General features: G+C 34.3%; 18 protein-coding genes, 4 pseudogenes and 1 riboswitch. Of the genes and pseudogenes, 16 read left to right on the top strand and 6 right to left on the bottom strand.

From position 1 onward, the window contains the following. The first annotated feature begins 32 nt into the window (after positions 1–32). The 3 genes from AACL31_RS14695 to AACL31_RS14685 all read left to right on the top strand — a co-directional run bounded on the left by AACL31_RS14695 (position 33) and on the right by AACL31_RS14685 (position 2,602). Complete coding sequence (locus AACL31_RS14695) at positions 33–1,001, top strand: IS110 family transposase (RefSeq protein WP_339053307.1); 969 nt, start codon at positions 33–35, stop codon at positions 999–1,001. A gap of 98 nt (positions 1,002–1,099) precedes the next feature. Beyond that, positions 1,100–1,309, top strand: coding sequence for a hypothetical protein (locus AACL31_RS14690; RefSeq protein ID WP_310513142.1), 210 nt, complete (start codon positions 1,100–1,102; stop codon positions 1,307–1,309). A 9-nt stretch (positions 1,310–1,318) separates the two neighbouring features. Next, on the top strand, positions 1,319–2,602 hold the full coding sequence (locus AACL31_RS14685) for a hypothetical protein (protein WP_339053306.1): 1,284 nt from the start codon (positions 1,319–1,321) through the stop codon (positions 2,600–2,602). Between the two features lie 21 nt (positions 2,603–2,623). Here AACL31_RS14685 and AACL31_RS14680 read toward each other — a convergent pair whose 3' ends face one another. The 3 genes from AACL31_RS14680 to AACL31_RS14670 all read right to left on the bottom strand — a co-directional run bounded on the left by AACL31_RS14680 (position 2,624) and on the right by AACL31_RS14670 (position 4,465). After that, the gene (locus AACL31_RS14680; RefSeq protein ID WP_310513140.1) at positions 2,624–3,394 is read right to left on the bottom strand and encodes a BRO-N domain-containing protein; all 771 of its coding nucleotides are present in this window, start codon (positions 3,392–3,394) and stop codon (positions 2,624–2,626) included. A gap of 158 nt (positions 3,395–3,552) precedes the next feature. After that, on the bottom strand, positions 3,553–3,696 hold the full coding sequence (locus tag AACL31_RS14675; RefSeq protein ID WP_310513139.1) for a hypothetical protein: 144 nt from the start codon (positions 3,694–3,696) through the stop codon (positions 3,553–3,555). Beyond that, entirely contained in the window at positions 3,677–4,465 is a 789-nt protein-coding gene (locus AACL31_RS14670; protein WP_339053224.1) for a KilA-N domain-containing protein, read from the bottom strand. The genes AACL31_RS14675 and AACL31_RS14670 overlap by 20 nt, the downstream gene beginning before the upstream one ends. 239 nt (positions 4,466–4,704) lie before the next feature. Between AACL31_RS14670 and AACL31_RS14665 the strand changes: the two are divergent. The 7 genes and pseudogenes from AACL31_RS14665 to AACL31_RS14635 all read left to right on the top strand — a co-directional run. Then, positions 4,705–5,418 (top strand): annotated as a pseudogene (locus tag AACL31_RS14665) (TonB-dependent receptor); the annotation flags it as partial. 321 nt (positions 5,419–5,739) lie between these two features. Then, a pseudogene (gene tehB, locus AACL31_RS14660) lies at positions 5,740–6,616 on the top strand (SAM-dependent methyltransferase TehB). Between the two features lie 116 nt (positions 6,617–6,732). Further along, on the top strand, positions 6,733–6,948 hold the full coding sequence (locus AACL31_RS14655; RefSeq protein WP_310513269.1) for a hypothetical protein: 216 nt from the start codon (positions 6,733–6,735) through the stop codon (positions 6,946–6,948). A 543-nt stretch (positions 6,949–7,491) separates the two neighbouring features. Continuing rightward, a complete protein-coding gene (locus AACL31_RS14650; protein WP_310511569.1) occupies positions 7,492–8,091 on the top strand; it encodes a lytic polysaccharide monooxygenase in 600 nt (199 codons plus the stop codon). A 420-nt stretch (positions 8,092–8,511) separates the two neighbouring features. Then, entirely contained in the window at positions 8,512–8,925 is a 414-nt protein-coding gene (locus AACL31_RS14645) for a structural protein (protein ID WP_339053305.1), read from the top strand. Between the two features lie 907 nt (positions 8,926–9,832). Continuing rightward, positions 9,833–10,666 (top strand): N-acetylmuramoyl-L-alanine amidase, encoded by an 834-nt coding sequence (locus AACL31_RS14640; protein ID WP_310511571.1) that lies wholly within the window; start codon positions 9,833–9,835, stop codon positions 10,664–10,666. Between the two features lie 401 nt (positions 10,667–11,067). Continuing rightward, the gene (locus AACL31_RS14635; RefSeq protein ID WP_310510497.1) at positions 11,068–11,289 is read left to right on the top strand and encodes a hypothetical protein; all 222 of its coding nucleotides are present in this window, start codon (positions 11,068–11,070) and stop codon (positions 11,287–11,289) included. 213 nt (positions 11,290–11,502) lie between these two features. Here the strand turns inward: AACL31_RS14635 and AACL31_RS14630 are convergent, their stop codons facing one another. Further along, positions 11,503–12,585 (bottom strand): porin, encoded by a 1,083-nt coding sequence (locus AACL31_RS14630; protein WP_310513270.1) that lies wholly within the window; start codon positions 12,583–12,585, stop codon positions 11,503–11,505. A gap of 689 nt (positions 12,586–13,274) precedes the next feature. Here AACL31_RS14630 and AACL31_RS14625 point away from each other — a divergent pair. From AACL31_RS14625 to AACL31_RS14605, 5 genes and pseudogenes are all read left to right on the top strand, one after another. Then, positions 13,275–13,493 (top strand): hypothetical protein, encoded by a 219-nt coding sequence (locus tag AACL31_RS14625; protein WP_310511572.1) that lies wholly within the window; start codon positions 13,275–13,277, stop codon positions 13,491–13,493. A 565-nt stretch (positions 13,494–14,058) separates the two neighbouring features. Continuing rightward, a pseudogene (locus tag AACL31_RS14620) lies at positions 14,059–14,629 on the top strand (cytochrome b). A gap of 16 nt (positions 14,630–14,645) precedes the next feature. Beyond that, complete coding sequence (locus tag AACL31_RS14615; RefSeq protein WP_310511573.1) at positions 14,646–15,224, top strand: YceI family protein; 579 nt, start codon at positions 14,646–14,648, stop codon at positions 15,222–15,224. Between the two features lie 297 nt (positions 15,225–15,521). Further along, entirely contained in the window at positions 15,522–15,869 is a 348-nt protein-coding gene (locus AACL31_RS14610) for a DUF6694 family lipoprotein (protein WP_310511574.1), read from the top strand. A gap of 173 nt (positions 15,870–16,042) precedes the next feature. Then, a riboswitch (M-box (ykoK) riboswitch) is annotated at positions 16,043–16,215 on the top strand. A 73-nt stretch (positions 16,216–16,288) separates the two neighbouring features. Beyond that, a pseudogene (locus tag AACL31_RS14605) lies at positions 16,289–17,353 on the top strand (magnesium transporter). 26 nt (positions 17,354–17,379) lie between these two features. On the opposite strand, the gene AACL31_RS14600 reads toward AACL31_RS14605, so the two are convergent. Beyond that, positions 17,380–17,928: a SprT family zinc-dependent metalloprotease gene (locus AACL31_RS14600; protein WP_339053304.1), complete on the bottom strand. Its 549-nt coding sequence runs from the start codon at positions 17,926–17,928 to the stop codon at positions 17,380–17,382. Between the two features lie 190 nt (positions 17,929–18,118). Beyond that, the gene (gene metK, locus AACL31_RS14595) at positions 18,119–19,273 is read right to left on the bottom strand and encodes a methionine adenosyltransferase (RefSeq protein WP_310511575.1); all 1,155 of its coding nucleotides are present in this window, start codon (positions 19,271–19,273) and stop codon (positions 18,119–18,121) included. 655 nt (positions 19,274–19,928) lie between these two features. On the opposite strand from metK, the gene speA reads away from it, so the two are divergent. Then, on the top strand, positions 19,929–21,836 hold the full coding sequence (speA, locus tag AACL31_RS14590; RefSeq protein WP_310511576.1) for a biosynthetic arginine decarboxylase: 1,908 nt from the start codon (positions 19,929–19,931) through the stop codon (positions 21,834–21,836). Positions 21,837–21,890 lie beyond the last annotated feature (54 nt).

Genomic DNA, 21,890 nt, shown 5'->3' with positions numbered 1-21,890 from the left:
ACTCCATAACGCATTTGCAAGGATGGGTAATCATGAGTCAGCCAAATCCACTTTGTGTGGGTATTGATGTTTCTAAAGCAACGCTGGACATAGCAGCCAGCTGTGATATTGCACAGTTTACGGTCAGTAATGACTCTGACGGTTTTGATGCCATTATCGCCGAATTGAGAAAGCATTCGGTGGTGTTGGTTCTGATGGAGGCAACTGGCGGGCTTGAAGCTACTGTGGCCTGCTCGCTCCAGGCTGAAGGCTTTGACGTCACTGTGATTAATCCCAGACAATCCCGAGACTTTGCCCGCGCTATGGGCTATCTGGCAAAAACTGACCGTATTGATGCCAAAGTGCTTGCACAAATGGCAGAGGTTATTAATCGACATCCGGAGCGAGAGCTCTTTATCCGGACTCTGCCAAATGCAGAACGTCAGGTTCTTGCTGCGATGGTCGTACGCAGACGCCAGTTGATTACAATGTTGGTGGCAGAACGTAATAGGCTGTATACCGCACATCCACAGAATAGAAAAAGCATCAACATCATCATCAAGGCGCTGGAAGATGAACTTGCCAGAATCGATGAGGATATGAACAACCACATAAGGAACCACTTTAAGGATCTGGCCGCTAGGCTGAGCAGCATTAAAGGGGTTGGTACCATGACAGTTGCTGCGTTGTTGGCGGAGCTTCCCGAACTGGGCAGCCTCTCGAGGCGAGCTATTAGCGCGCTTGTAGGCGTTGCCCCCATAAACCGGGACTCGGGTACCATGCGTGGTCGGCGAACCATATTTGGCGGAAGGGACGGAGTCCGAACAGCACTTTATATGGCCGCGCTTGTAGCAACTCGCTTTAATCCGGTGATAAAAGCCTTTTACATGCGTCTGCTTGCAGCGGGAAAAGCCAAAAAAGTGGCGCTGGTCGCCTGTATGCGCAAGCTGCTGACTATCCTGAACGCGATGCTCAGAAAGAACGAAGAATGGAATGAGTCGTACCATCACGTTTCTCCATAATTTTAACGTTCAAGACAGTTGCTAATTATTTACCTTTTCTGGTAGGTGCTAATATCACCCTGACTCAACAGGGTGTAACAGCCCCATTTGCCAGGCCGATGTTACAAGCAAATGAATGTGCAGAAATGATAGATCGCATTTATCAAAATTGGACATATTGCAAAGCGGGCGGTTATCGTTTTCAAGGAAATAAAATAACAATTCAGCCTGGCAGAAATTTGGAGTGGGTATTTGTGGATACATCAGCCATTGATGATATCACTTATAGCACTCCCTCATACGTTATTGACTTCGATCTTTATTTCTAGAGAAAAATTATGATATACAACACAGGCACAATTACAACCGTGTTAGGTTCAACTATTGTCAAAGGCGCTGGCACGAAATGGAATAGCAATAATCCATTAGTATCACCCGGCATGTTAATGCTAGTTAAAAACGGGGATATAAATTATCCTTACATGATTAAAGCCGTTAACAGTGACACGGAATTAGTACTTTCTGAAGAAGCTACATTCTCAGCTACCGACACAACTTACACCATTAATCTCACTGAACTCAATAATAATTCTGATGCGGCAAGAGCGCTTGTCGCTGCTAACACTTACATCCTCTATTTTTTGCAAAACATGGATACCTGGATGGGGGATAATGGTGTCGTTGAGCTTACGCTACCCAGTGGTAAAACTGTTAAGTTAGAGTCGATTAAGGCATTACAGGAATTAGTCGAAGGCAAAGCAGATACCAATAGTGTTGAAGAGGTAAAAGAATCACTTAGAGGTAAAGCAGATGCGAATATTGTTGAAGAGATAAGTGAATCAGTAGCAGATAAATTTGATAAAAACAATGTAGCTCAGGAAGTCGGTAGCGCTACTGACAAAGTAATGAGTCAGAAAGCATTGGTAGATGCTTTTGCGAAAAAAGATTCAACTGAAACGTTGAAATCTGGCAGACTAAACGTTGAATCAGCTACTGGAGATACAATCTTCAATCTTGGCGGCACAAATGGCTCTAGCGGAGCTGAGTTTGCTTACGTCAGAAGCTCAAAAAGAACTCAGATTCATGATGTAGGAACTAAAACAACGATACTGCTTCCACAAAAAAATGGGACAATAGCTTTATTGTCAGACATTCCAAAAATGAGAGCAGATTCAAATGGTTTTTTCAAAAAAGCATCGCCCATCATAAAAATTTACGCTAATGGAAATTTTGAAACGAATGAGGAGTCAGAAGGCGCAACGGTTCAACGACTCGATACAGGAAAATATTTAATTTCTGGCATCCTGGGCTATAACGCAGACGGTGCATGGGGCATAAATGGTGGCGTATCAATACCTAAAGATATTAACGGATTAGAACTTATTTACGTTAAAGATAAAGTTTTAGCCGAAGGCAGCATTGAAATTCAGACATTTCACAGACAGCACTCGCATTTACCAGAAGATTTTCAGAACGTTAGAATTAAAGAAATTATTGATGGCAAACCAGTTTATTATGCTGACGGTGAACGAGTTGATATTCCACCCTCAACATGGCTAGATGTGAGGGTAGAGATGCCAGTTGATTCAATCTGGAATCAGCAACAAGCCTCAAAAGAATAGCCCCATCATAGGGGCATCATATTAGCAGCGTTGGAGAAAATGGGTCAATTCCGCTTTATGCCAGTTTGAAAGGGCACCATTTAGCATTAGCTGGTTATCCTGTGCAGCTTGAAATAACAAAGTTTCTATCTCAGCAATAACTTTATCTGCATTTTCACGTTTGCGAATAATTCGTTTAATGGCTGTTTTTTCTGCGTCGGCTATTTTATCTTGAAGCGCTTCCGTTACCTGCCAGATACGCTCACATTCTGTAGCGATAGAAGGGACTAGCCGGACTTCCATAGGATAAGGTGAAGGAATGCCGGTGACTTCCCTTAATGCATACCAGATAGCATTATTCCATGCATCTTTGAAACGAAAATTTTGCGTCATGAGGGCAATGATACGGGCGAGATTCTGAGTGTCTTTAGTGGTGAACTTTTCGTGAGCTTCTGGTTGGTATTGAGGGTGCTCATATTTGCCTGTTTTACGGATAGATGGGAGAACTTCATTTGTAACCCATTTGCGAAAACGATGAGGGAGCGTTCCTTGTTTGACTGCATCACGGCAACGTAGTACTAAAGTACACATGCCTGATTCTGATATTATGTTCATACTTTGCTGTCCGCCGAGGGTGTCGGTTAAACCTACATCCTTTTCATCGTTATCTAACTTACTTAAAGCGTCTCGGCTGTTAACGATTTTCAGTACATTACATATATCTTGAGCAACAAACCACGGCTCATTATTTTTGATTACTATACGGACTTGATGATTTTCGAATGCAAAAGGATTAACTATTAATTTGGTCATAAGACCTCCAATAGTGGTTGTATTTATGCTTATCACCACCGTTGAGGTCAATCTTGGGTGGTGAACTGAACGAGGTTGACCTTACCGAATACAACCAATCGGCGAGCCTTTCAGCTCCCCCATCCAGCCCACCATTGAATTAAGGCTAGATTACGACATTAAAAAACACGCTTGCGGCGTGTACATGTCGCGGTTGTATCTGGCGAGAGGTCAATCTCGACATCTGATTTTTCAGATGCAGATAAACTATAGCGCATGATTTCTTCTTTCGTCAATGTTTTATTATGCTGCTGCAATTCCATTCATCATGACACCTAACAATCTGGGAAACTGGTTATCGTAGAAGTGAGGTTGCGTTTGACGTGGGTTATTTGGGTCAGTCAGATTTTTACCAAACTGCAATCCTTTCTCTGTCAATGACCAGAATAATTTTTCCTTGTCAGGATGTTTGCTACTTGGACGTGCTTTACGTTCAACAATCCCCAGAAGTTGTAACCGTTTGAAGCCAGATTGAGGGCTATAGGGCTTGCCATGCAGTAGTAAAAGTTCCGTAAAAGAATGTGTCACTTCGCTTGACATTGTCAAGCTGCCTTCTGGTGCATCAACAGCGTAAGCAGGTAGTATATCCGGCATCCCAAGGGAAGATTGCAGTTTTTTCATTGCGCCAAGTAGCCCAGAAGGGGCAATACGCAATTCTTGTTTGTAGAATGCCAGCATTGCTAATCCAGCCTTAACTTTATCGGTTAGCGGTTGTGTAGGTGTAGCAATAACTTCATCGAACGTGCGAATAACTTTGAGATGGAAAGCAGCACTAATCCACATGGCGTACGCGTAAACTAGTTCTTTAGCAACGTATGTTCCTTGCTCTACGCCTCCTCGAATGACTGATACCGGAATTCCGTCCTCGTTCAAAAATTGTTCAATTAATTCTTGAGTTTGTTTATTAGCAAGCCAATATGCAGGACTGTCTTTTTTAAGATCACCAGCAGCTTTATGCAGATCATTCAGGCAATAGCGCCCGAAAGCATCTTGACGGACAACGGTATTTTCGATAACGACTAATTTAGACATAAAAATATTTCTCCGTAATGAAACGAATGGTTAAGGTTATTTTGGAATTAAAAAAGAGGATGAATTTGAACCGAGATTTCAGTCAGAATTAGGTAAAATTGGAATTCACTATGAGCTGTAAATAATTGATTTATAGTGAGTGAAATCGCTTGTTTTCGCGTGTAAATATGTATATTAAATGAGCTATAATTTTATAATTTATTGATATTCATAAATATAATATTTATTAAGCAACTATTTATGGAGTAGTTTATAAACCATGGCAGCAGATTGCTTTATATGCCAATCATACTGAAGCCTTGCAACCGGGAAGTGTAGCACCAAAGGACGCATCAAACTATGGTCAAAGTACTGGTATTGCTCATTCCCAACAAAATGAGGTAGGTATAAAAACGGATTTTGGTCGCATTGGCGGTACATTAGCATTATTTGAAATTAAAAAACCTTCTGCACTTATGGATAGTGTCACAAAACGTTATAGCCTTACAGGTGAACAGCGTAATCGCGGTATTGAATTAAACGTATTTGGTGAACCGGTATTAGGCTTGCGATTGAATACTAGTGCAACTTGGTTAGCTCCAGTGTTAACGAAGGCAAAAGATAGAGCCAATGATGGCAATGATGCGATTGGCGTACCACGTTTTTACATGGTCATCGGCGCTGAATATGATATTCAATCAGTTGATGGTTTAACTGCCATAATGCGAGTAAATCATTCTGGTTCCCAATATGTCAACCTAGAAAATAGCAGAAAACTTGATAGCTATACCACTTTGGATTTAGCCATGCGCTATAATATGCGCGTTAATCATAATCAAAATGAAATGGTTTGGCGTGTTGGAATTGATAACTTAACTAATGAAAAGTATTGGGCTGGTGTTGAAGATTATGGCCGCTATATTTTTCAGGGCACACCCCGTACTTTGAAGGTGTCAGTCAGTTATGATTTTTAATTTATCCATCATTATGTTACGGCATAATCCTGCATTTGATTAAAATTTAAACTTACTTAGTTGTAAAGTTTATCTATTAATGTCATATCATCTAAAGCGGCTACCAATGGTAGCCGTTTCTTTTGCATTCTACTAACAAATTGATTTTATGATAATAATTAGCTTCCTGTTTGGCATTTTTCTATAAGAAAGAGGGTAGCAAACTGATTGCTTAGCAAAATAATTAAGAATAAATTTTTTCAATTTTATTAGTCGGCATAATTTACCAACACAGAAAAAAAATTAAAATGCATTTAAAATGCAACTTATCAAGAGATGATTATGAATAAGCTTATCTGTTACAAGCAATTTGCTATTTGGCATAAAAGTACTATCCCTCTAGCTTTAATGGAACGTCATAATACTAAAGAAGGTACATGGGCCCAATTGACAATATTTCGGGGCAGCTTACAGTTTGTGATATTTGGTGATAATGGTAATGAACAGCAGTATCATTTTGATGTAAACAATCAACCAATTCAAATTCAGCCGCAAATGTGGCATAAAATAGCATCTGCTAGTGATGATATTGAGTGTCAACTCTCTTTTTATTGCACTGAAGATGCATTTTTTTATAAAAAAAATGGTCTTACACTTCCGCATTCAGAAGTTTGTGCTCTTTCCCAAATTACTAAACCATGTAAAGTATTAGATTTGGGATCAGGCCGGGGCCGTAATAGCTTTTTTTTGGCATTACAAGGTTATGCTGTGACAGCAATGGATATCAATCCTCAACATATTAATGCCATTGAAATGGTAAAAAAAATCAGCTGATATTAAGCAGATAAAAACAGCAATCTATGACATTAATGATCATGCTTTAACAGAAAATTACGATATGATTATTTCAACTGTAGTATTAATGTTTTTACAGAGAAATAAAATCGCTAAGATTATTGAGGATATTCAAAATCATACTAATGTAGGTGGTTACAATTTAATTGTTTGTGCAGTCGAAACAGATAATACGCCTTATGAAATTTTACCTTTTGATAGTCTGTTAGCACCTAATGAATTAATAACTTATTATAAAGAATGGGAAATCATTAAATACAATGAAGATCCAGGACATTTACATAAAACTGATAAATTTGGTAATCGCATAAAATTGAATTTTGCCACACTGATTGCTCGTAACAAACTGTTAAATGAAGTTTAATTTAACTTAGCAAAAAATAATTTTTCTAATTATTTCTCTTATGGTTCAGATATAAATGATATTCAGAGAAAAACTTTTATATTAAACTTTATTTTTGTACTAAGGAGAATATGACAATGAAAAATTATTTTTTTGCAATAATTCCTTTTTTTTTATTGGCAGGTTGTGTCAGCTCAGATGATTATAAACAACAGTATTATAAAAAGAAGCGAGAAGAGTCTCAAATGGGCGTTGGTGTAGTGAAAACAGATAGTCAACGAAGGGCTATCATGTCAGGTGAAAAGCCTGATTGGTCAGAACTACCGGAGCCTCGTATACCTAGAGAAAATTAAATAAATTATAAATATTTTTCTTATCTATTGTGCATTGAAAAGAGTATTTCAATGCACAGTTAATGATATTTACCGATAATATTAACTGTTCAATTATTAAAGCAACAATACTGAATGATATATTTCCCTAAATATTTAGAATTTTCAGGATAAAATTTTGTTCACTTGTTGTTGTATTAAATTGTTTTTTATATAAGAAGCTTTTTTATTTAAATTATATCAATAAGTAAAAAATATTAACCTTAATCAATTAAGAAATTAATTTTTAATCTAAAAGTGATCGTTTTTAATGATATTTGATTGTTTTTAAGTGAAAATTTTTTAAATTAAAATTTGTATAATATTAATTAGTTATAAATTAATCTGTTATATGAAAATAAAAAATGTCTCAATAAAAAAATAATTTTATTTTACTTGATTAAGTGTCGCTATTAATTTAATAATCCCAATTGTCTTCTAATTACTTATATTTATTTTGTTAATGAAATATTTTTCTGACAGATACTTTGTTTAAATCATATGATTAATTAAGGGATTTATAAGATGAAAAATAATTTCTTATTAATGCTATTTATATTAATTGTTGTAACTGCATTTTCAAGTGTAAGTTCTAATCGTGAATCAATGCATGGATTTATTTATACACCTAAAAGTCGGTCGGTTTTATGCTGGATAGAACAGAATGATGATTGTGGTAGTGCTAGTAACGACCCAATGTCGATTGAAGGCGCGAGTGGTTTTCCAAAGCAGGGTGCTAAAGATGGTAGAATAGCTAGCGGTGATAATTTTTGGTTTAGTCAATTAGATCAGCAAAATAGCGATCGCTGGCATAAAAATAATATTAAAGTAGGTAAAAATATATTTGAATGGTTTTTAACTCAGCCAAATCATACGGTAAGTTGGGAGTTTTATATTACCAAGCAGGACTGGGATCCAGATGCACCATTGACGCGTGATTCATTTGAATCAAAACCATTTTGTTTACGATCTAATGATGGAAAGAAATTAACTGTTGATGAGATGAATATTGAATGTGATGTACCGAAACGAAGTGGTTATCAAATTATTTTAGGTATATGGACAATAGCTGATACGGGGTCAGCTTTTTATCAAGTTATAGATGTGAATATATCAGATATATAATAGTCAAATAGTTTGTAAGGTTTTGCTCAAATTGGATGACAATTTAACAAATTAGTGCTTATTCATTAATATAATTATCAGATATAAAATATCTATATTTTTATAAATAAATTATAAAATTTTCTATTTTTTGTTTTTATCATTGAATTAAATTTTATGATAATCGAATGGAAATTTTTGTTGGTCTCATCATGGGATTTTTTAACAGCTTATATTAAATAAGCAGTGAATAGTTATAAATATATTTTTTAGTAGCTAGCGTATGGAGCATGCTTAATATACAAATAATATTTTTTAAAAAAATTTAAATTTGTTAATTTATTAGTTTTGTTTCTTAGTGTTGTTTATTTGAGAATAAATTTAAAGATATTCTTAACTCAATGTTAATATTATTTAAAATAAATATGGAGTAAATAAATTATGGCCATTCAACGTGGTCTGCGTAATAATAATCCAGGAAATATTGACTATAATCCTATTAATAAATGGCAGGGGGCAGTACCTTATGATCCTGCAATTGAAAAACGATTTTGTCGATTTGAATCACCTGAATATGGTATTCGTGCAATAATGTTATTACTTGAAACATATCAACAAAAGTATGGTTTAAAAAATATATCTGATTTAATTAGTCGATGGGCACCAAACAATGAAAATAACACTAATTCATATATTAAAAGCGTATTCAATAGTATGAATTTATCACCTAAGGCAGTTGTTAATATAAAAGATAAAGCAACATTAATTAGTTTAGTAAAAGCTATAATATTTTATGAAAATGGTCAACAGCCCTATAATGATTCGGTCTTTGATAAAGCTTATAGCTTAATATAATTAAATATTATTAATCTTGTTATATTTTTTTTATTTTTGTTAGTATGGATTATTTAATGAAAATAATCATTGGTTATTAAAAGAAAATTAAGTTAGAGCTCACTTTTATTGCTAACACCAACATATTAAACCTACCAACTAGCTAATTTTATAAAGAAAAAATTCCCACTATTGTTAATTAGGCCATGAACGCCAGCATCGGTCTGATGAGTATAAAAAATGACAGTTATATAACAAAGCATAAAAATGAATATAAATGTTAATTAAACTAACTCAATAGCCTCTTTATTACTTTTTTAGAACGATTTTTTAATAAAATAGCGATAGTTATTATTTATCAAAAACTGTATGACTTGAAATGATATGGGTATGATAATCAAGTATAAAATTTATACTAAATTCTTTTTCAATAGATACTGTTGCAAAAATGTTTTTTAAGAGCTATCTCTTACTATTTGATAATGTGGTTGACTTAAAATTGTAAATAATTGATGAAAGCTGCTGTTCTACTATTAATTAATAATTTTATAAAATTACGGTCAAAATATCGATTAACCACAAAAATATTGAATTAATAAAGCTACAATCCATTAAAAAAATTAACAATTACAATCAATTGTGAATTTATTATTGATTATATATAATTGTGATGTTGCAACGCTTTGTTGATTAAGATTATTGCTATTATTTATTGTGATAATAAAAAAAATAAATTATGTAAATGAGATGAGACATTATAAATAGTTTATTCTTTTAAATTATAAAAATGGAGATACAAATTAGCTGGTAATGAAAACTAAGCGTATAGCCAAAAGTTTTGACCTAAATTATTTAGGTGCATGAAGTAGAGTGTATGACAAGTAATACTTTTGTAAGGGTAGGTATCAAACACTTATATGGAGATGATATGCGAAAGTTGTTTATGATGTTATTGGTGCTAATGATAGTGGGTTGTTCGTCTAAAACCCCTATCGTTGATAGAGGCAATTATTATATCGATAAATCTTTTTCATCGATAAGCCAAGATGATCGAGTGAAATTTTTAATATTTCATTATACTGCAGTAAATGATGCTCGCTCATTGCAAATTTTAACTCAAGCTAAAGTAAGTGCCCATTATCTTATTCCGTCAATTCCGAAAATAAAAAATGATAAACCCGTTATATATAACTTTGTTCCGGAGGATAAAAGAGCATGGCATGCAGGATTAAGTAATTGGAACGGGAGGCTTAATCTTAATGATAGCTCTATTGGCGTCGAAATAGTCAATAAAGGGTTTACTGAAGATATGCTTGGCGATAAGGTTTGGTATCCTTTTAATGAACAGCAAATTTCCGCTATCATTGTTTTAGCTAAAGATATCATAAAACGATATAATATAACTCCCGATAATGTCTTAGCCCATAGTGATATTGCTCCATTGAGAAAGTATGACCCAGGTAAACTTTTCCCGTGGAAACGTTTAGCTGAGCTTGGTATTGGAGCTTGGCCGGATGAAATGACGGTTAAGAAATATCTGGCAGGGCGATCAGCTTATGCGCCGGCTAGTGTGTCAGTTGTTCAAAAATATTTGCAGAAATATGGTTATGATAAAATTCCACAATCAGGTGAACTTGATGAGGAAACACGCAGAACCATTAGTGCATTTCAGCTTCACTTTCGACCAGCTGATATAAGTGGTAATGCAGATGCTGAAACAGAAGCTATTGCTCGTGCATTGGTTGAAAAATATAGGAGTTAGAGTCGTTAATGGTTACCAATCATTAACGGTTTGATATAACGTAATTATATTTTATAAATTAAGCCCCTAACAATTGAATATTCATTGAGTGGGGTTTTTTTATAATCAATAGAGATAGATTGGCTGTATTCAATTTGCTTAATACCAGGTTGTCATTTAGTAGATTGGTTATTAAAAAAGCATTTTTATTATATAATGATAATTATCAATTTTGACTAGATTTCCCCTAAAAATGGTTTCTATGTTTTCTTATATTTACAGTTTTTTTCAAAGCCTACATCTTCTAAATATTAACTAACACTGCTAATAAATTTTATGGATAAAATAAATATTCATAACAGTAATTTATTTTTAATTTATTATAATGATAACGTATCTAAATCAACTTGAAGGTAGTTATAATGAAATTTGTAAAATATGCACTTTTATCGATAGCATTAATTTCATTTGGTAGTATGGCTGCTTCTACTCCAATGAATACAACTAGTCAAACCAATGTTGGACAGCAACAAGTCAAAACCAAACAAATATCTCATGCAGGTAAAGTAAAAGCGAAGAAAGCTGCTCATATTAAATCTGGAGCAAAAAAAGCACCTAACAAAATTATGCCTAAAGTAAATTAAATTTGTCATAATAGATATCAATTAAAATAGAGGCTGGCTATAAGAGCGGCCTCTATTTTTGTATCTGGTTATATTAATAAATTAAAGAGTCTTTGTTGATAGTGACTAGTGTTGATAACAATTGATTAACTTTTTTGTTTTATAAAATCAAACTGCTACTAGATAAGCTTAGGGCTAGTTATTTTTTTATCTGGGATCATATATTAAATATAATTAAAAATAATAGACTAAGCCTATACCTAAAACGTTATCAGTGCTAATGCCGTAATTTTCAGTAAATTTATTCTTATTTAATAAATTAATTTTATAATCTAACAGTGCAGCAAAATTTTTATTAAAATAGTAGAATGAGCCTAGTGATATGAATTTATTTAAGTAATTATTTCCATATTCTCCAAGACCTTTCCCTTGAGCCTGAATATAAGCTAATGATGGTTTCAATCCATAATCAAATGTATATTGAACGACAATTTCAAAAGTTTCTGTTTTAGGTGCAATGTTGGTATTTGTCGAGCCAAAAGGTGTCGTATTACGTGTTTCAATATAAGTTGATGCCAGATAGACGTTATTGGCATTATATTTTGCACCAATACTCCAAGTTTCTGCGCGTTTGCCATTGGCATAGTAATTAACCGTGTCATTATTGACATTATGTGAATTTCTATAACTGCCGCCAAAACTTAGTCCAAAATCAGTATTATAAATCACTGATAGACCGTAGCCGTCACCGTTATTTTGCTTGGCTGTACTTACACCTGATTTATTATTATCCGTATTTTTTCCTTGATATTGTAATGCAATGTTTAATCCATCAATATAGCCAAATAAATTATTGTTGCGATAGGTAAGTAAATTTCTATTTCTACCGTTCATATAATTATCCGGCATTGATATGCCATCATCCCAAAATATAGGCAGGACATCAATCCAGCCGTCAATATGATATAGCACGCCATAATTATGGCCGTAATCAATAGAACCTAAATATTTATGATTAATTCCAACGTAGGCTAATCGATTTTTATCGATATGGTTATCCTCTGTTTTATTAACCATTGTTTCCCATTCAAATTGACCAAATCCAGTAAGGTTATCGGAAATTTCGGTGCTGCCTTTAATTCCAACCCGAACTCTTGAATCATCTCCGCCACTTTTACCTTTACCAATATGATTTCTCACATCAATTTTTCCGTAAAGATCTAGCTTATTTCCATCTTGATTATATATTTCAGCTGCGTTGGCAATATTAGTTACGGGAAATACTAACATTAACAATGCAATACGCCTTATTTTCATGCTACTCATCCTCTTCTCTTGTTTTGTTTTTGTTGATTTTAAGTAATTTAATTTGTTGTAAATATTTTATGTTTTTGTTTCATATAAAGACAATAAAAATATATATATTTATGATCAGTCGCAAAAATTATAGCTAATTAGTGTAATTTGTTAAGTAAATAAACAATAAAAATGAATTGTTAATATGGTGATAAATTATCTTTTCCATTAAATAATATTGCCATTTTATATATATTTCCTGCTATTTTTAATAAATTATTTTATATGCTCTGTTTGGATTATAATAATTTTTTATTTGGAATTAAAATAAAGTTTATTATGTATAAATTGACGAAAGGATAAATATGAAAGTTATTTTTTCAATGTTTTTTTATTTTGTTTTCTTTTCTTTACAATAAAATATATTTCTATTTTTTACATTATTTGTTGGACAATATTTTGCTATAAAGTATCAATAATGAAACTTTAATTATAATTTAAAATTGACTTTATTTTTTATATCTCTAATATTCTTTTTAGATAAAATTAATAGGTTATTTATTTGATCGATTTTTATAAATAATTAATTCCACCAGATAAATAATTATTTTAAAAAATTTCGTAGTGCATGTTTTATAAATATATCGTATTTATTTTTGTTGTATTTTGGTTCTAAATTAGTCTCAAATGTTAATTTTAGGAGATAGTTTATGATGAAAATGAAAAATCTCATAATAGTGGTTTTTCTTTCTGTAGTTTCATTTGGTGTTTTCGCTCAAGAAGTTATTACTGCCTCAGCAATTAGTCTTAATGAGGCCATTGAAAATTTAGAGAATAAAGCAAAAGAGAAAGATTCCACTATTGTGAAAATAACTTCTGCGGGAGGACAAAATTACGTAAGAGCAAGTGCTATCATAGAGAAAAATTAATAATTAGTTTTGTGTGCCTATTATTTACCCTTCGTTTCTTAGTATCCTCTATTATAGAGGATACTATTTTCTAATTTAGATCATTCATTTTTATTACTATTACCCGAGCTAACATAGTTACTTATTTTAGATAACTAAGTTAATCTAATGTTAATTTTTTAAAGGTTATTGACTTTAATATTGAACAATAATGTAATATTTTTAACCAACTACGGTAATTTATATGCTGTTACTATTGGTAACAATGTAGTTAATACTATTAAATTATATTTTACCAATAAAATTTTACTCTGATAAAATGCGAATAATCACGATTAAACAGATCTCTTTTGCAAAGAAAATAGTAAAATAAAATATATTATAAAGATTTATTTTCAAATGTTATTTTTGTTTTGATCTCAATGATGAAATTATTTCACAGAGTAACATAATAATTTTTTTTGATGATCTATAACAAATTATTTCTTCTTGTTTGGCAATTAATCACACAAAAATTCATTTATTATTAATATTGCATCAAAATTGACTATTATTATTCTAAATCTTTAACGAAAGGAATATTGATATGCTTTGGAAGAATACCTCAACCCAGTTTGGGCATATATCAATTTTAATTCACTGGTTGGTTGCGCTTACTGTTTATGGAATGTTTGCGTTGGGGCTTTGGATGGTATCTTTAAATTATTATGACGCTTGGTATCACAAAGCGCCAGAAATTCATAAGAGCATCGGTTTTGTTTTATTTTTGCTGATGGTATTTCGTGTTCTATGGCGATTTATTTCACCGCCACCTAAGCCATTAGATAGTTATAGCAATTTAGTAAAAATAAATTCTACTCTTGTCCAATTTTCCCTTTATTTACTTTTATTTGGCATATTATTTAGTGGTTATTTAATTTCTACTGCCGATGGTCAGCCTATTTCAATATTTGGTTATTTTGACATCCCGGCAATATGGTCAGATGAGGGAATGTAGGCGGATAATGCAGGCGGATAATGCAGGTGTTATACATCTTTATTTGGCTTGGACACTTATTATTCTTTCTATTCTTCATGCGATTGCAGCATTAAAACATCATCTTATTGATGGTGATGTGACCTTAAAACGCATGCTTGGAATTCATTCAAGAAAATAACTTGTTGGAGATAGTTATGTTGAAAAAATTTTTTTTGGCTTTAGTAACCACAATTTTGCTATCGAGCGTTAATTCAGCAATAGCTGCTAATTATAAAATTGATAATGAAGGTCAACACGCTTTTGTCCAGTTTCGCATTCAACACTTAGGTTACAGTTGGGTTTATGGTAGTTTTAAGAATTTTGCCGGTAATTTTACGTTTGATGAAAAGAATCCACAAAATGATCAGGTTAAGGTGGTAATTAATACTGCAAGTATTGATACTAATCATGCTGAACGTGATAAGCATTTGCGCAGTGCAGATTTTTTTAATGTAAAAAAATATCCAGAGGCAACTTTTATTTCAACTAAGGTCAGTCAAGTCAAGGGGGCTTATCATATCGAAGGGCAGCTGACGTTAAATGGTGTAACAAAACCTATAGTCCTTAATGCTATCTTAATGGGTAAAGGTGACGATCCATGGGGTGGCTATCGTGTTGGCTTTGAGGCAACGGGAAAAATTAAATTGAAAGATTTTAACTTTAAAAAAGATCTTGGGCCAAAATCGCAACAAGCTGAACTTATTATTTCTCTTGAAGGTGTTAAATTACCATAAAATAAAAGTAATACTGAAAGAGCCAATATTGGCTCTTTCAATTATGTTGAAAAGTAACATTATATTAAGAAAATTATTTTTAATTTATGACTAGTTGATGAATAAAGTCACTTGATTATAATTAAAGTTTATTTTATTCGGTAACAATTGATAAGCAATCAAGTATGGCTGTTAATTTTTTACCAGCAGTATGAAAATTTTTTTTACAATTATTCTATTTAAATTTTCATCATATTTAAGTTTATTGGTTTTGATTTTGCTATGCTGATAATTAAAACAGAGAGAAGGGCGTTATATATGAGATTTAATCTATTAATTTTCTTCATCAATTTTTTGTTATTGGGCTGTGATCAACAATTAAAACTAAATGGCGAAAATAAACAATTATTACGTTCTTCTATTGCCGAAGTACGAGATTCTCTCTCTTTTGAAAAACAGCAACAATTTGATGAAGCTATTGATATTACTATGTTTAATAGCATTAATTTTGATGAGTATCGTCAACTTGGTGAAATAGCTGCCGCTCGGGCATTGGAAAAACGGATTTGCCGAACGTTAGACGGTAAAATAGCAGAGCAAGTTATTAATGAAGCAAAAACGATAAAAATAGATCGTCTGGCATTTGATGAAAATTTGCTTTTTTAATTAAATAACTTACGATTTTAAATATTATTTTTGTTTATTAACTCTGCCGATTGATTTTATTATTTATCAACTTAAACAAAAGCTAAACCATATGTAATGCTATAATTGGAAAAGCTATTTATCTTCATTATAATCCGCCCGAGTTAATATTATTTTTTAATATTAAGCACGGTGCAGTATCTCGTTAGGCGAGGCTCCTATACAAACATAGGTTGCTGATCTGACGACGTCGAGAGACGCCCAAGATCAGGACAGGATATATCGAGTCAAGGTGTATCCCCATGTAACTTCCTGCTATTTTCAGGATACGTTGTATAGTGCTAAAACTGAGACGTTGAGATAGCTTAATATTCTCGCATCTAGTTTTGCCCTTATATTGAGAACTGTTTGCAGTTTATAACAGTGATAGGGTTTCGAAAATGAAGTTAACATCCCTACAAAAAACGGCTCCCAATGTGGTGTGTCCGGCCAATAGTCCTACAGAAAATTTCAATGAGCAACATCATAATAAATTTGATGAAGTGAAAGTTAGTGCATATATGAGCCAATCTTATATTGCAGTTTCTATGAATGATTCTGTTGCTGCTATTAAAAATAATCTGGCTAATATAATTACCGGCGATCGAATCCCGACTTATCTTTATGTAATTGATAAAAATAAATATCTGAATGGTTTGTTATTAATGAAAACATTATTAACCTCATCAGATGAATTATTTGTATCAGATATTATGCAATGTGATTTTTTTTCTGTTTCACCAGATCAATCACGAGAAGAAGTGTTTGCTCTTCTCAATCATTGTGATGTTGATTCTATTCCGGTTGTGGAGTTTTCTAAACTAAAAGGGGTATTACGTGCTCAAGACATCACTGAATTAATTGAGGATGAGAATACCCAAGATGCACATCTACAAGGCGCCACGCTACCTTTAGAAGTGCCTTATATGTCAACCAGCCCAATAACATTATGGCGTAAACGTGTTGTTTGATTATTGATGCTATTTGTGGCTGAAGCTTATACAGGCACAGTATTGAAAGCTTTTTCTGATCAGTTGGAATCTGCCATTTCATTAGCTTTCTTTATTCCTTTATTAATTGGCACCGGCGGTAATAGTGGTACTCAGATAACTTCTACTTTAGTGCGAGCAATGGCATTAGGGGAAGTCAGTTTACGTAATTTAGGTGCTGTGCTTAAAAAAGAGATATCTACATCATTTTTAGTGGCACTAACGATAGGTTGTGTTGGCATATTTCGTGCCTGGATCTTGGACGTAGGCTATCAAGTTACCCTGGTTGTCGGTTTGACTATGATGGCAATTACTGTGTGGAGTGCGATTGTTTCTTCGATTATTCCAATGGTACTGAAACGATTGAATATTGATCCTGCGATTGTTTCTGCTCCCTTTATTGCAACTTTTATTGATGGCACAGGATTAATTATTTACTTTGAAATTGCTAAGATGATTATGACTGATTTAGCTTGATCAACAAAGGAGAGTGATTCGCTCTCCTATTGATTTTGCCAAACAAGATATTGACCACATTTTTTGCAAATATACTCCCTTTTCCCGAGTTGGATTTTGTTGTGCCGCCGCAGGGTTAATTGATGGGATAGGTCGCACTTGCAATGGTAATGGTAATGGTAATGGTAATGGTAATGGTAATGGTAATGGTAATGAAAAGTCTGCTTATGAATTGAGGTTAATGCAAACTGATGTGTTCTCTGTGGTGGAGCATCAAGGATTATTGCCATCATCCATTTCCATTCTTTACCATGAGGAGCTGTTTTGCCAAAACAGTGATATACCAATAAATGGGCTAACTCATGTGGAATAACTTGATTGATAAAAATTTCACCATTTTCAATCAGTAAAATGGGGTTAAGACGTATTTCCCACGCCTCCAGGTGAGCACTACCAGCGATGGTTCCTCGTTGTCGGTAATTAATCAACGGTTCTGTAAAGGTTTTTCCCAATTTGGTACTCGCTGTAGCCAGTTTGTTGCGCAATACTCGCATGACAATCTGTTGTAAAGCGATAGGTACTCGATGTGATTTCATACTATTAATATAGTTAAATGGGCTAAGCGTGAGCTTAGAACAAAAGTAATTAATTTATTATAGTATTTTTTAAATAATCGTTAAAAAAGTTTAATAACTAATTGCTATTTTTGCATAGTTCTAAAATAACAAAAGGGAAAGTTATCTAACTGTCCCTTTGCTGTTTTAACAAGATAAAATCGACGATTAGTTAGTTAAAACCGACGGCTGCGCGAAGTTCAGCAACTTTATCTGTTTTTTCCCATGGGAATTGAGAGCGGCCAAAATGTCCATACGCTGCAGTTTGACGGTAAATAGGCTGTAATAAATTGAGCATTTTGACTAGACCATAAGGACGTAAGTCAAAGATTTCATGCACTAAATGAACCAGCGTTTCATTGGCTATTTTTTCAGTACCGAAAGTTTCGATCATGATGGATGTCGGTTCAGCGATACCAATCGCATAAGAAATTTGAATTTCACAGCGATCAGCAAGTCCCGCGGCAACAATATTCTTTGCTACGTAGCGCGCTGCATAGGCAGCAGAACGATCGACTTTAGACGGATCTTTGCCAGAAAAAGCCCCGCCACCATGGCGAGCCATGCCACCGTAAGTATCGACAATAATTTTACGGCCAGTTAAACCACAATCACCCATTGGACCGCCTATAACAAAACGACCTGTTGGATTAATAAAATAGTTAGTATTTTGCTGTAACCATTCTGTCGGTAATACTGGCTTAATAATTTCTTCCATTACCGCTTCTGATAAGGTGTCTTGGCTAATTTCTTCAGAATGCTGAGTAGATAAGACAATAGTATCAATGCCCACTATTTTATTATTTTCATATTGGAAAGTGATTTGGCTTTTAGCATCTGGACGTAACCAGGGCAAAGTACCATTTTTTCGCACTTCGGCTTGGCGTTCGACTAAGCGGTGAGCATAAGTAATTGGTGCTGGCATAAGAACATCGGTTTCGTTATTAGCGTAACCAAACATGATTCCTTGATCGCCTGCGCCTTGTTCTAAAGGATTTGCACGATCGACTCCTTGATTAATATCAGGAGATTGTTTGCCAATTGCACTGATAACAGCACAGGAATTGGCATCAAAACCCATATCGGAGCTGGTATAGCCAATTTCGTGTATCGTGCGCCGCGTAATTTCTTCAATATCTACCCAGGCGCTGGTCGTAATTTCACCGCCAACCATTACCATACCTGTTTTTACATAGGTTTCACATGCAACGCGTGCTTTTGGATCCTGCTCAAGAATTGCATCAAGAACTGCGTCTGAAATTTGATCTGCAATTTTATCAGGATGACCTTCTGACACTGATTCAGAAGTGAAAAGAAGTGTGGTCATAGATGTTTTATTACCTTAAAAATTCGGAGAAACTGAATCAGATGTATTACCATCCAGACGTCTATTCTAATGTTAATTTTGCGCTATTGCTAGCTGTTTTTTATCTTTGTTGATGGCAAAAATCTGATTTGCTAGATATAGATAAATATGTTGATGTTTTATTCAATTTGATTTTGCATTTTTCTTATAATAAAGGTATAAACAGCGCGATAACTGATGAACCTTTTTTCTCATCAGGCGTTATGCGGTAGTATCGGTATTGATACTACTTCTCAATTTAAAATGGTTACGTTCTGAGGCTGAATGTTATAACCATGTTTTGAGGTGAATGGGTAATGTTCCATTATCAGCAAATAGCAAATTACCAATCATCACAGCTTAATGTCTGTGTAGCCGCTTCTATTTCCTTTCTCTATATTATGGCTTCTAGTCGAAATTATAGGTCGTACTCGAGACAGACTAAAATCATTCATTGATAAGTTGTTTTGCAACTATTAAATAACAGAATGATTGCTGAGTTGCCATCAATCCTTTTTTAATAAAATAAGAGTTATTGCTGTTTCCTGAAATTTTAAAATTTGCACAGAATATTATCTCATTAGATAGGATATGTTGGGGAAAAAGTGAAGCTCATACTCCATTTCAGGAGATAAGTATGAATAACAATATCGCGCGTAAAATGCAACAAACTTATAATATTACATATTGGGGAGGCGGCTATTACCAGGTTAATGAACAAGGTAATATTACTGTGTGTCCTAATCTTGACCAACCAGACGCGAAAATTGATTTAGCCGCCTTAGTTGAACAAGTACAGGAAGAACAGCAACATCTACGTTTGCCGGCCCTGTTTTGTTTTCCGCAAATTTTACAACATCGACTGCGGTCAATTAATGCTGCATTTGAACGGGCGCGTCGTGATTATGGCTATCAAGGTGATTACTTTCTTGTCTACCCAATTAAGGTAAATCAGCAGCGGCGAGTGATTGAAACTTTAGCGAGATCAGGAGAACCTTTAGGTTTAGAAGCCGGCTCCAAAGCAGAATTAATGGCTGTATTAGCGCATGCAGGTATGACGAAATCAGTGATTGTTTGTAATGGCTATAAAGATCGGGAATATATTCGTTTAGCGTTGATCGGCGAAAAGCTTGGCCATAAAGTCTACTTAGTGATTGAAAAAATGACTGAAATTGCCCTAGTTTTGGATGAAGCTAAAAGGTTAGATGTTATTCCTCGTTTGGGAGTACGAGCGCGTTTGGCGTCACAAGGTTCGGGTAAATGGCAAGCGAGTGGTGGTGAGAAATCAAAATTTGGTTTGGCCGCGGCTCAGGTTTTGCAGTTGATTGATACATTAAGAAGTGAAGGGCGTCTGAAAAGTTTGCAATTATTACATTTCCATTTAGGTTCTCAGATATCTAATATTCGCGATATTGCCACAGGCGCTAGAGAGGCAGCTCGTTTTTATGTTGAGTTACATAAATTAGGTGTCAAAATTGAGTGTTTTGATGTTGGTGGTGGTCTTGGGGTTGATTATGAGGGGACTCGGTCGCAATCGGATTGTTCTGTCAACTATGGTTTAAATGAATACGCCAATAATGTTATCTGGGCGATAGGTGAAGCTTGTGATGAACATGGGTTAGAGCATCCAACGGTGATCACTGAATCTGGTCGAGCGTTAACCGCGCATCATACCGTATTAGTTTCCAATATAATTGGTGTTGAACGTAATGAATTTACTAAGATCACGCCACCACCGAAAGATACCGAATTATCGCTGATTTCCCTGTGGGAGACATGGAATGAAATGCAACAGGGAAATAGCCGTTCATTACGTGAATGGCTGCATGATAGTCAACTTTCGTTATATGATGTGCATACCCAATATGCCCATGGCATGTTAAATTTGACAGAGCGTGCTTGGGCTGAAGAGCTTTATCTTAATATTTGTCGTCGTATTCAGCAGGATTTAGATCCCAGTAATCGAGCTCATCGTCCTATTATCGATGAGTTACAAGAGCGAATGGCTGATAAGTTATATGTTAACTTTTCGTTATTTCAATCTATGCCGGATGCCTGGGGTATTGACCAACTTTTTCCAGTATTACCGATTCAAGGATTAAATGCGCCATTAGAACGGCGGGCGGTTTTATTAGATATTACCTGTGATTCGGATGGTATTATTGATCACTATATCGATGGTGATGGTATCGCTGCTACTATGCCGATGCCTAATTATGATCCGGAAGAGCCGCCAATGATAGGCTTTTTTATGGTCGGTGCTTATCAAGAAATATTAGGCAATATGCATAATTTGTTTGGCGATACAGCAGCGATTGACGTCTATATTGATAATTCAGGTGAAGTCAGGTATTTACAAAGTGAAGAGGGAGATTCGGTGGCGGATATGCTCCATTACGTCAAGCTTGATCCTAACATGTTATTGACGCTTTTTCGTGATCAAGTCAATAGTAAAGATTTGACGAAAAGTTTAAAGGAGCAGTTTCTGGCTGAATTTGAAACAGGATTATATGGTTATACCTATTTAGAAGGTGAGTCAATATAAGTTAGCCAAGGTTATTGAGCGATAAGGGAATAAATCTTAACCGGTGCATCGTCA

This window comes from Arsenophonus endosymbiont of Crataerina pallida, assembly GCF_964020125.1.
In the GTDB taxonomy this organism is placed as follows: domain Bacteria; phylum Pseudomonadota; class Gammaproteobacteria; order Enterobacterales; family Enterobacteriaceae; genus Arsenophonus; species Arsenophonus nilaparvatae.
The sequence above is the reverse complement of the archived record's forward strand: the minus strand, read 5'-3'. Positions and strand labels throughout refer to the sequence as shown.

Excerpts from the sequence above, each read along its gene's own strand:
- AACL31_RS14695 (WP_339053307.1), top strand. The coding sequence starts at position 33 with ATGAGTCAGCCAAATCCACTTTGTGTGGGTATTGATGTTTCTAAAGCA.
- AACL31_RS14655 (WP_310513269.1), top strand. The coding sequence starts at position 6,733 with ATGAAAAATTATTTTTTTGCAATAATTCCTTTTTTTTTATTGGCAGGT.
- AACL31_RS14685 (WP_339053306.1), top strand. The coding sequence starts at position 1,319 with ATGATATACAACACAGGCACAATTACAACCGTGTTAGGTTCAACTATT.
- AACL31_RS14615 (WP_310511573.1), top strand. The coding sequence starts at position 14,646 with ATGTTGAAAAAATTTTTTTTGGCTTTAGTAACCACAATTTTGCTATCG.
- AACL31_RS14630 (WP_310513270.1), bottom strand. The coding sequence starts at position 12,585 with ATGAAAATAAGGCGTATTGCATTGTTAATGTTAGTATTTCCCGTAACT.
- AACL31_RS14625 (WP_310511572.1), top strand. The coding sequence starts at position 13,275 with ATGATGAAAATGAAAAATCTCATAATAGTGGTTTTTCTTTCTGTAGTT.
- speA (WP_310511576.1), top strand. The coding sequence starts at position 19,929 with ATGAATAACAATATCGCGCGTAAAATGCAACAAACTTATAATATTACA.
- AACL31_RS14635 (WP_310510497.1), top strand. The coding sequence starts at position 11,068 with ATGAAATTTGTAAAATATGCACTTTTATCGATAGCATTAATTTCATTT.
- AACL31_RS14610 (WP_310511574.1), top strand. The coding sequence starts at position 15,522 with ATGAGATTTAATCTATTAATTTTCTTCATCAATTTTTTGTTATTGGGC.
- AACL31_RS14600 (WP_339053304.1), bottom strand. The coding sequence starts at position 17,928 with ATGAAATCACATCGAGTACCTATCGCTTTACAACAGATTGTCATGCGA.
- AACL31_RS14650 (WP_310511569.1), top strand. The coding sequence starts at position 7,492 with ATGAAAAATAATTTCTTATTAATGCTATTTATATTAATTGTTGTAACT.
- AACL31_RS14645 (WP_339053305.1), top strand. The coding sequence starts at position 8,512 with ATGGCCATTCAACGTGGTCTGCGTAATAATAATCCAGGAAATATTGAC.
- AACL31_RS14690 (WP_310513142.1), top strand. The coding sequence starts at position 1,100 with ATGTTACAAGCAAATGAATGTGCAGAAATGATAGATCGCATTTATCAA.
- AACL31_RS14680 (WP_310513140.1), bottom strand. The coding sequence starts at position 3,394 with ATGACCAAATTAATAGTTAATCCTTTTGCATTCGAAAATCATCAAGTC.
- AACL31_RS14640 (WP_310511571.1), top strand. The coding sequence starts at position 9,833 with ATGCGAAAGTTGTTTATGATGTTATTGGTGCTAATGATAGTGGGTTGT.
- metK (WP_310511575.1), bottom strand. The coding sequence starts at position 19,273 with ATGACCACACTTCTTTTCACTTCTGAATCAGTGTCAGAAGGTCATCCT.
- AACL31_RS14670 (WP_339053224.1), bottom strand. The coding sequence starts at position 4,465 with ATGTCTAAATTAGTCGTTATCGAAAATACCGTTGTCCGTCAAGATGCT.
- AACL31_RS14675 (WP_310513139.1), bottom strand. The coding sequence starts at position 3,696 with ATGGAATTGCAGCAGCATAATAAAACATTGACGAAAGAAGAAATCATG.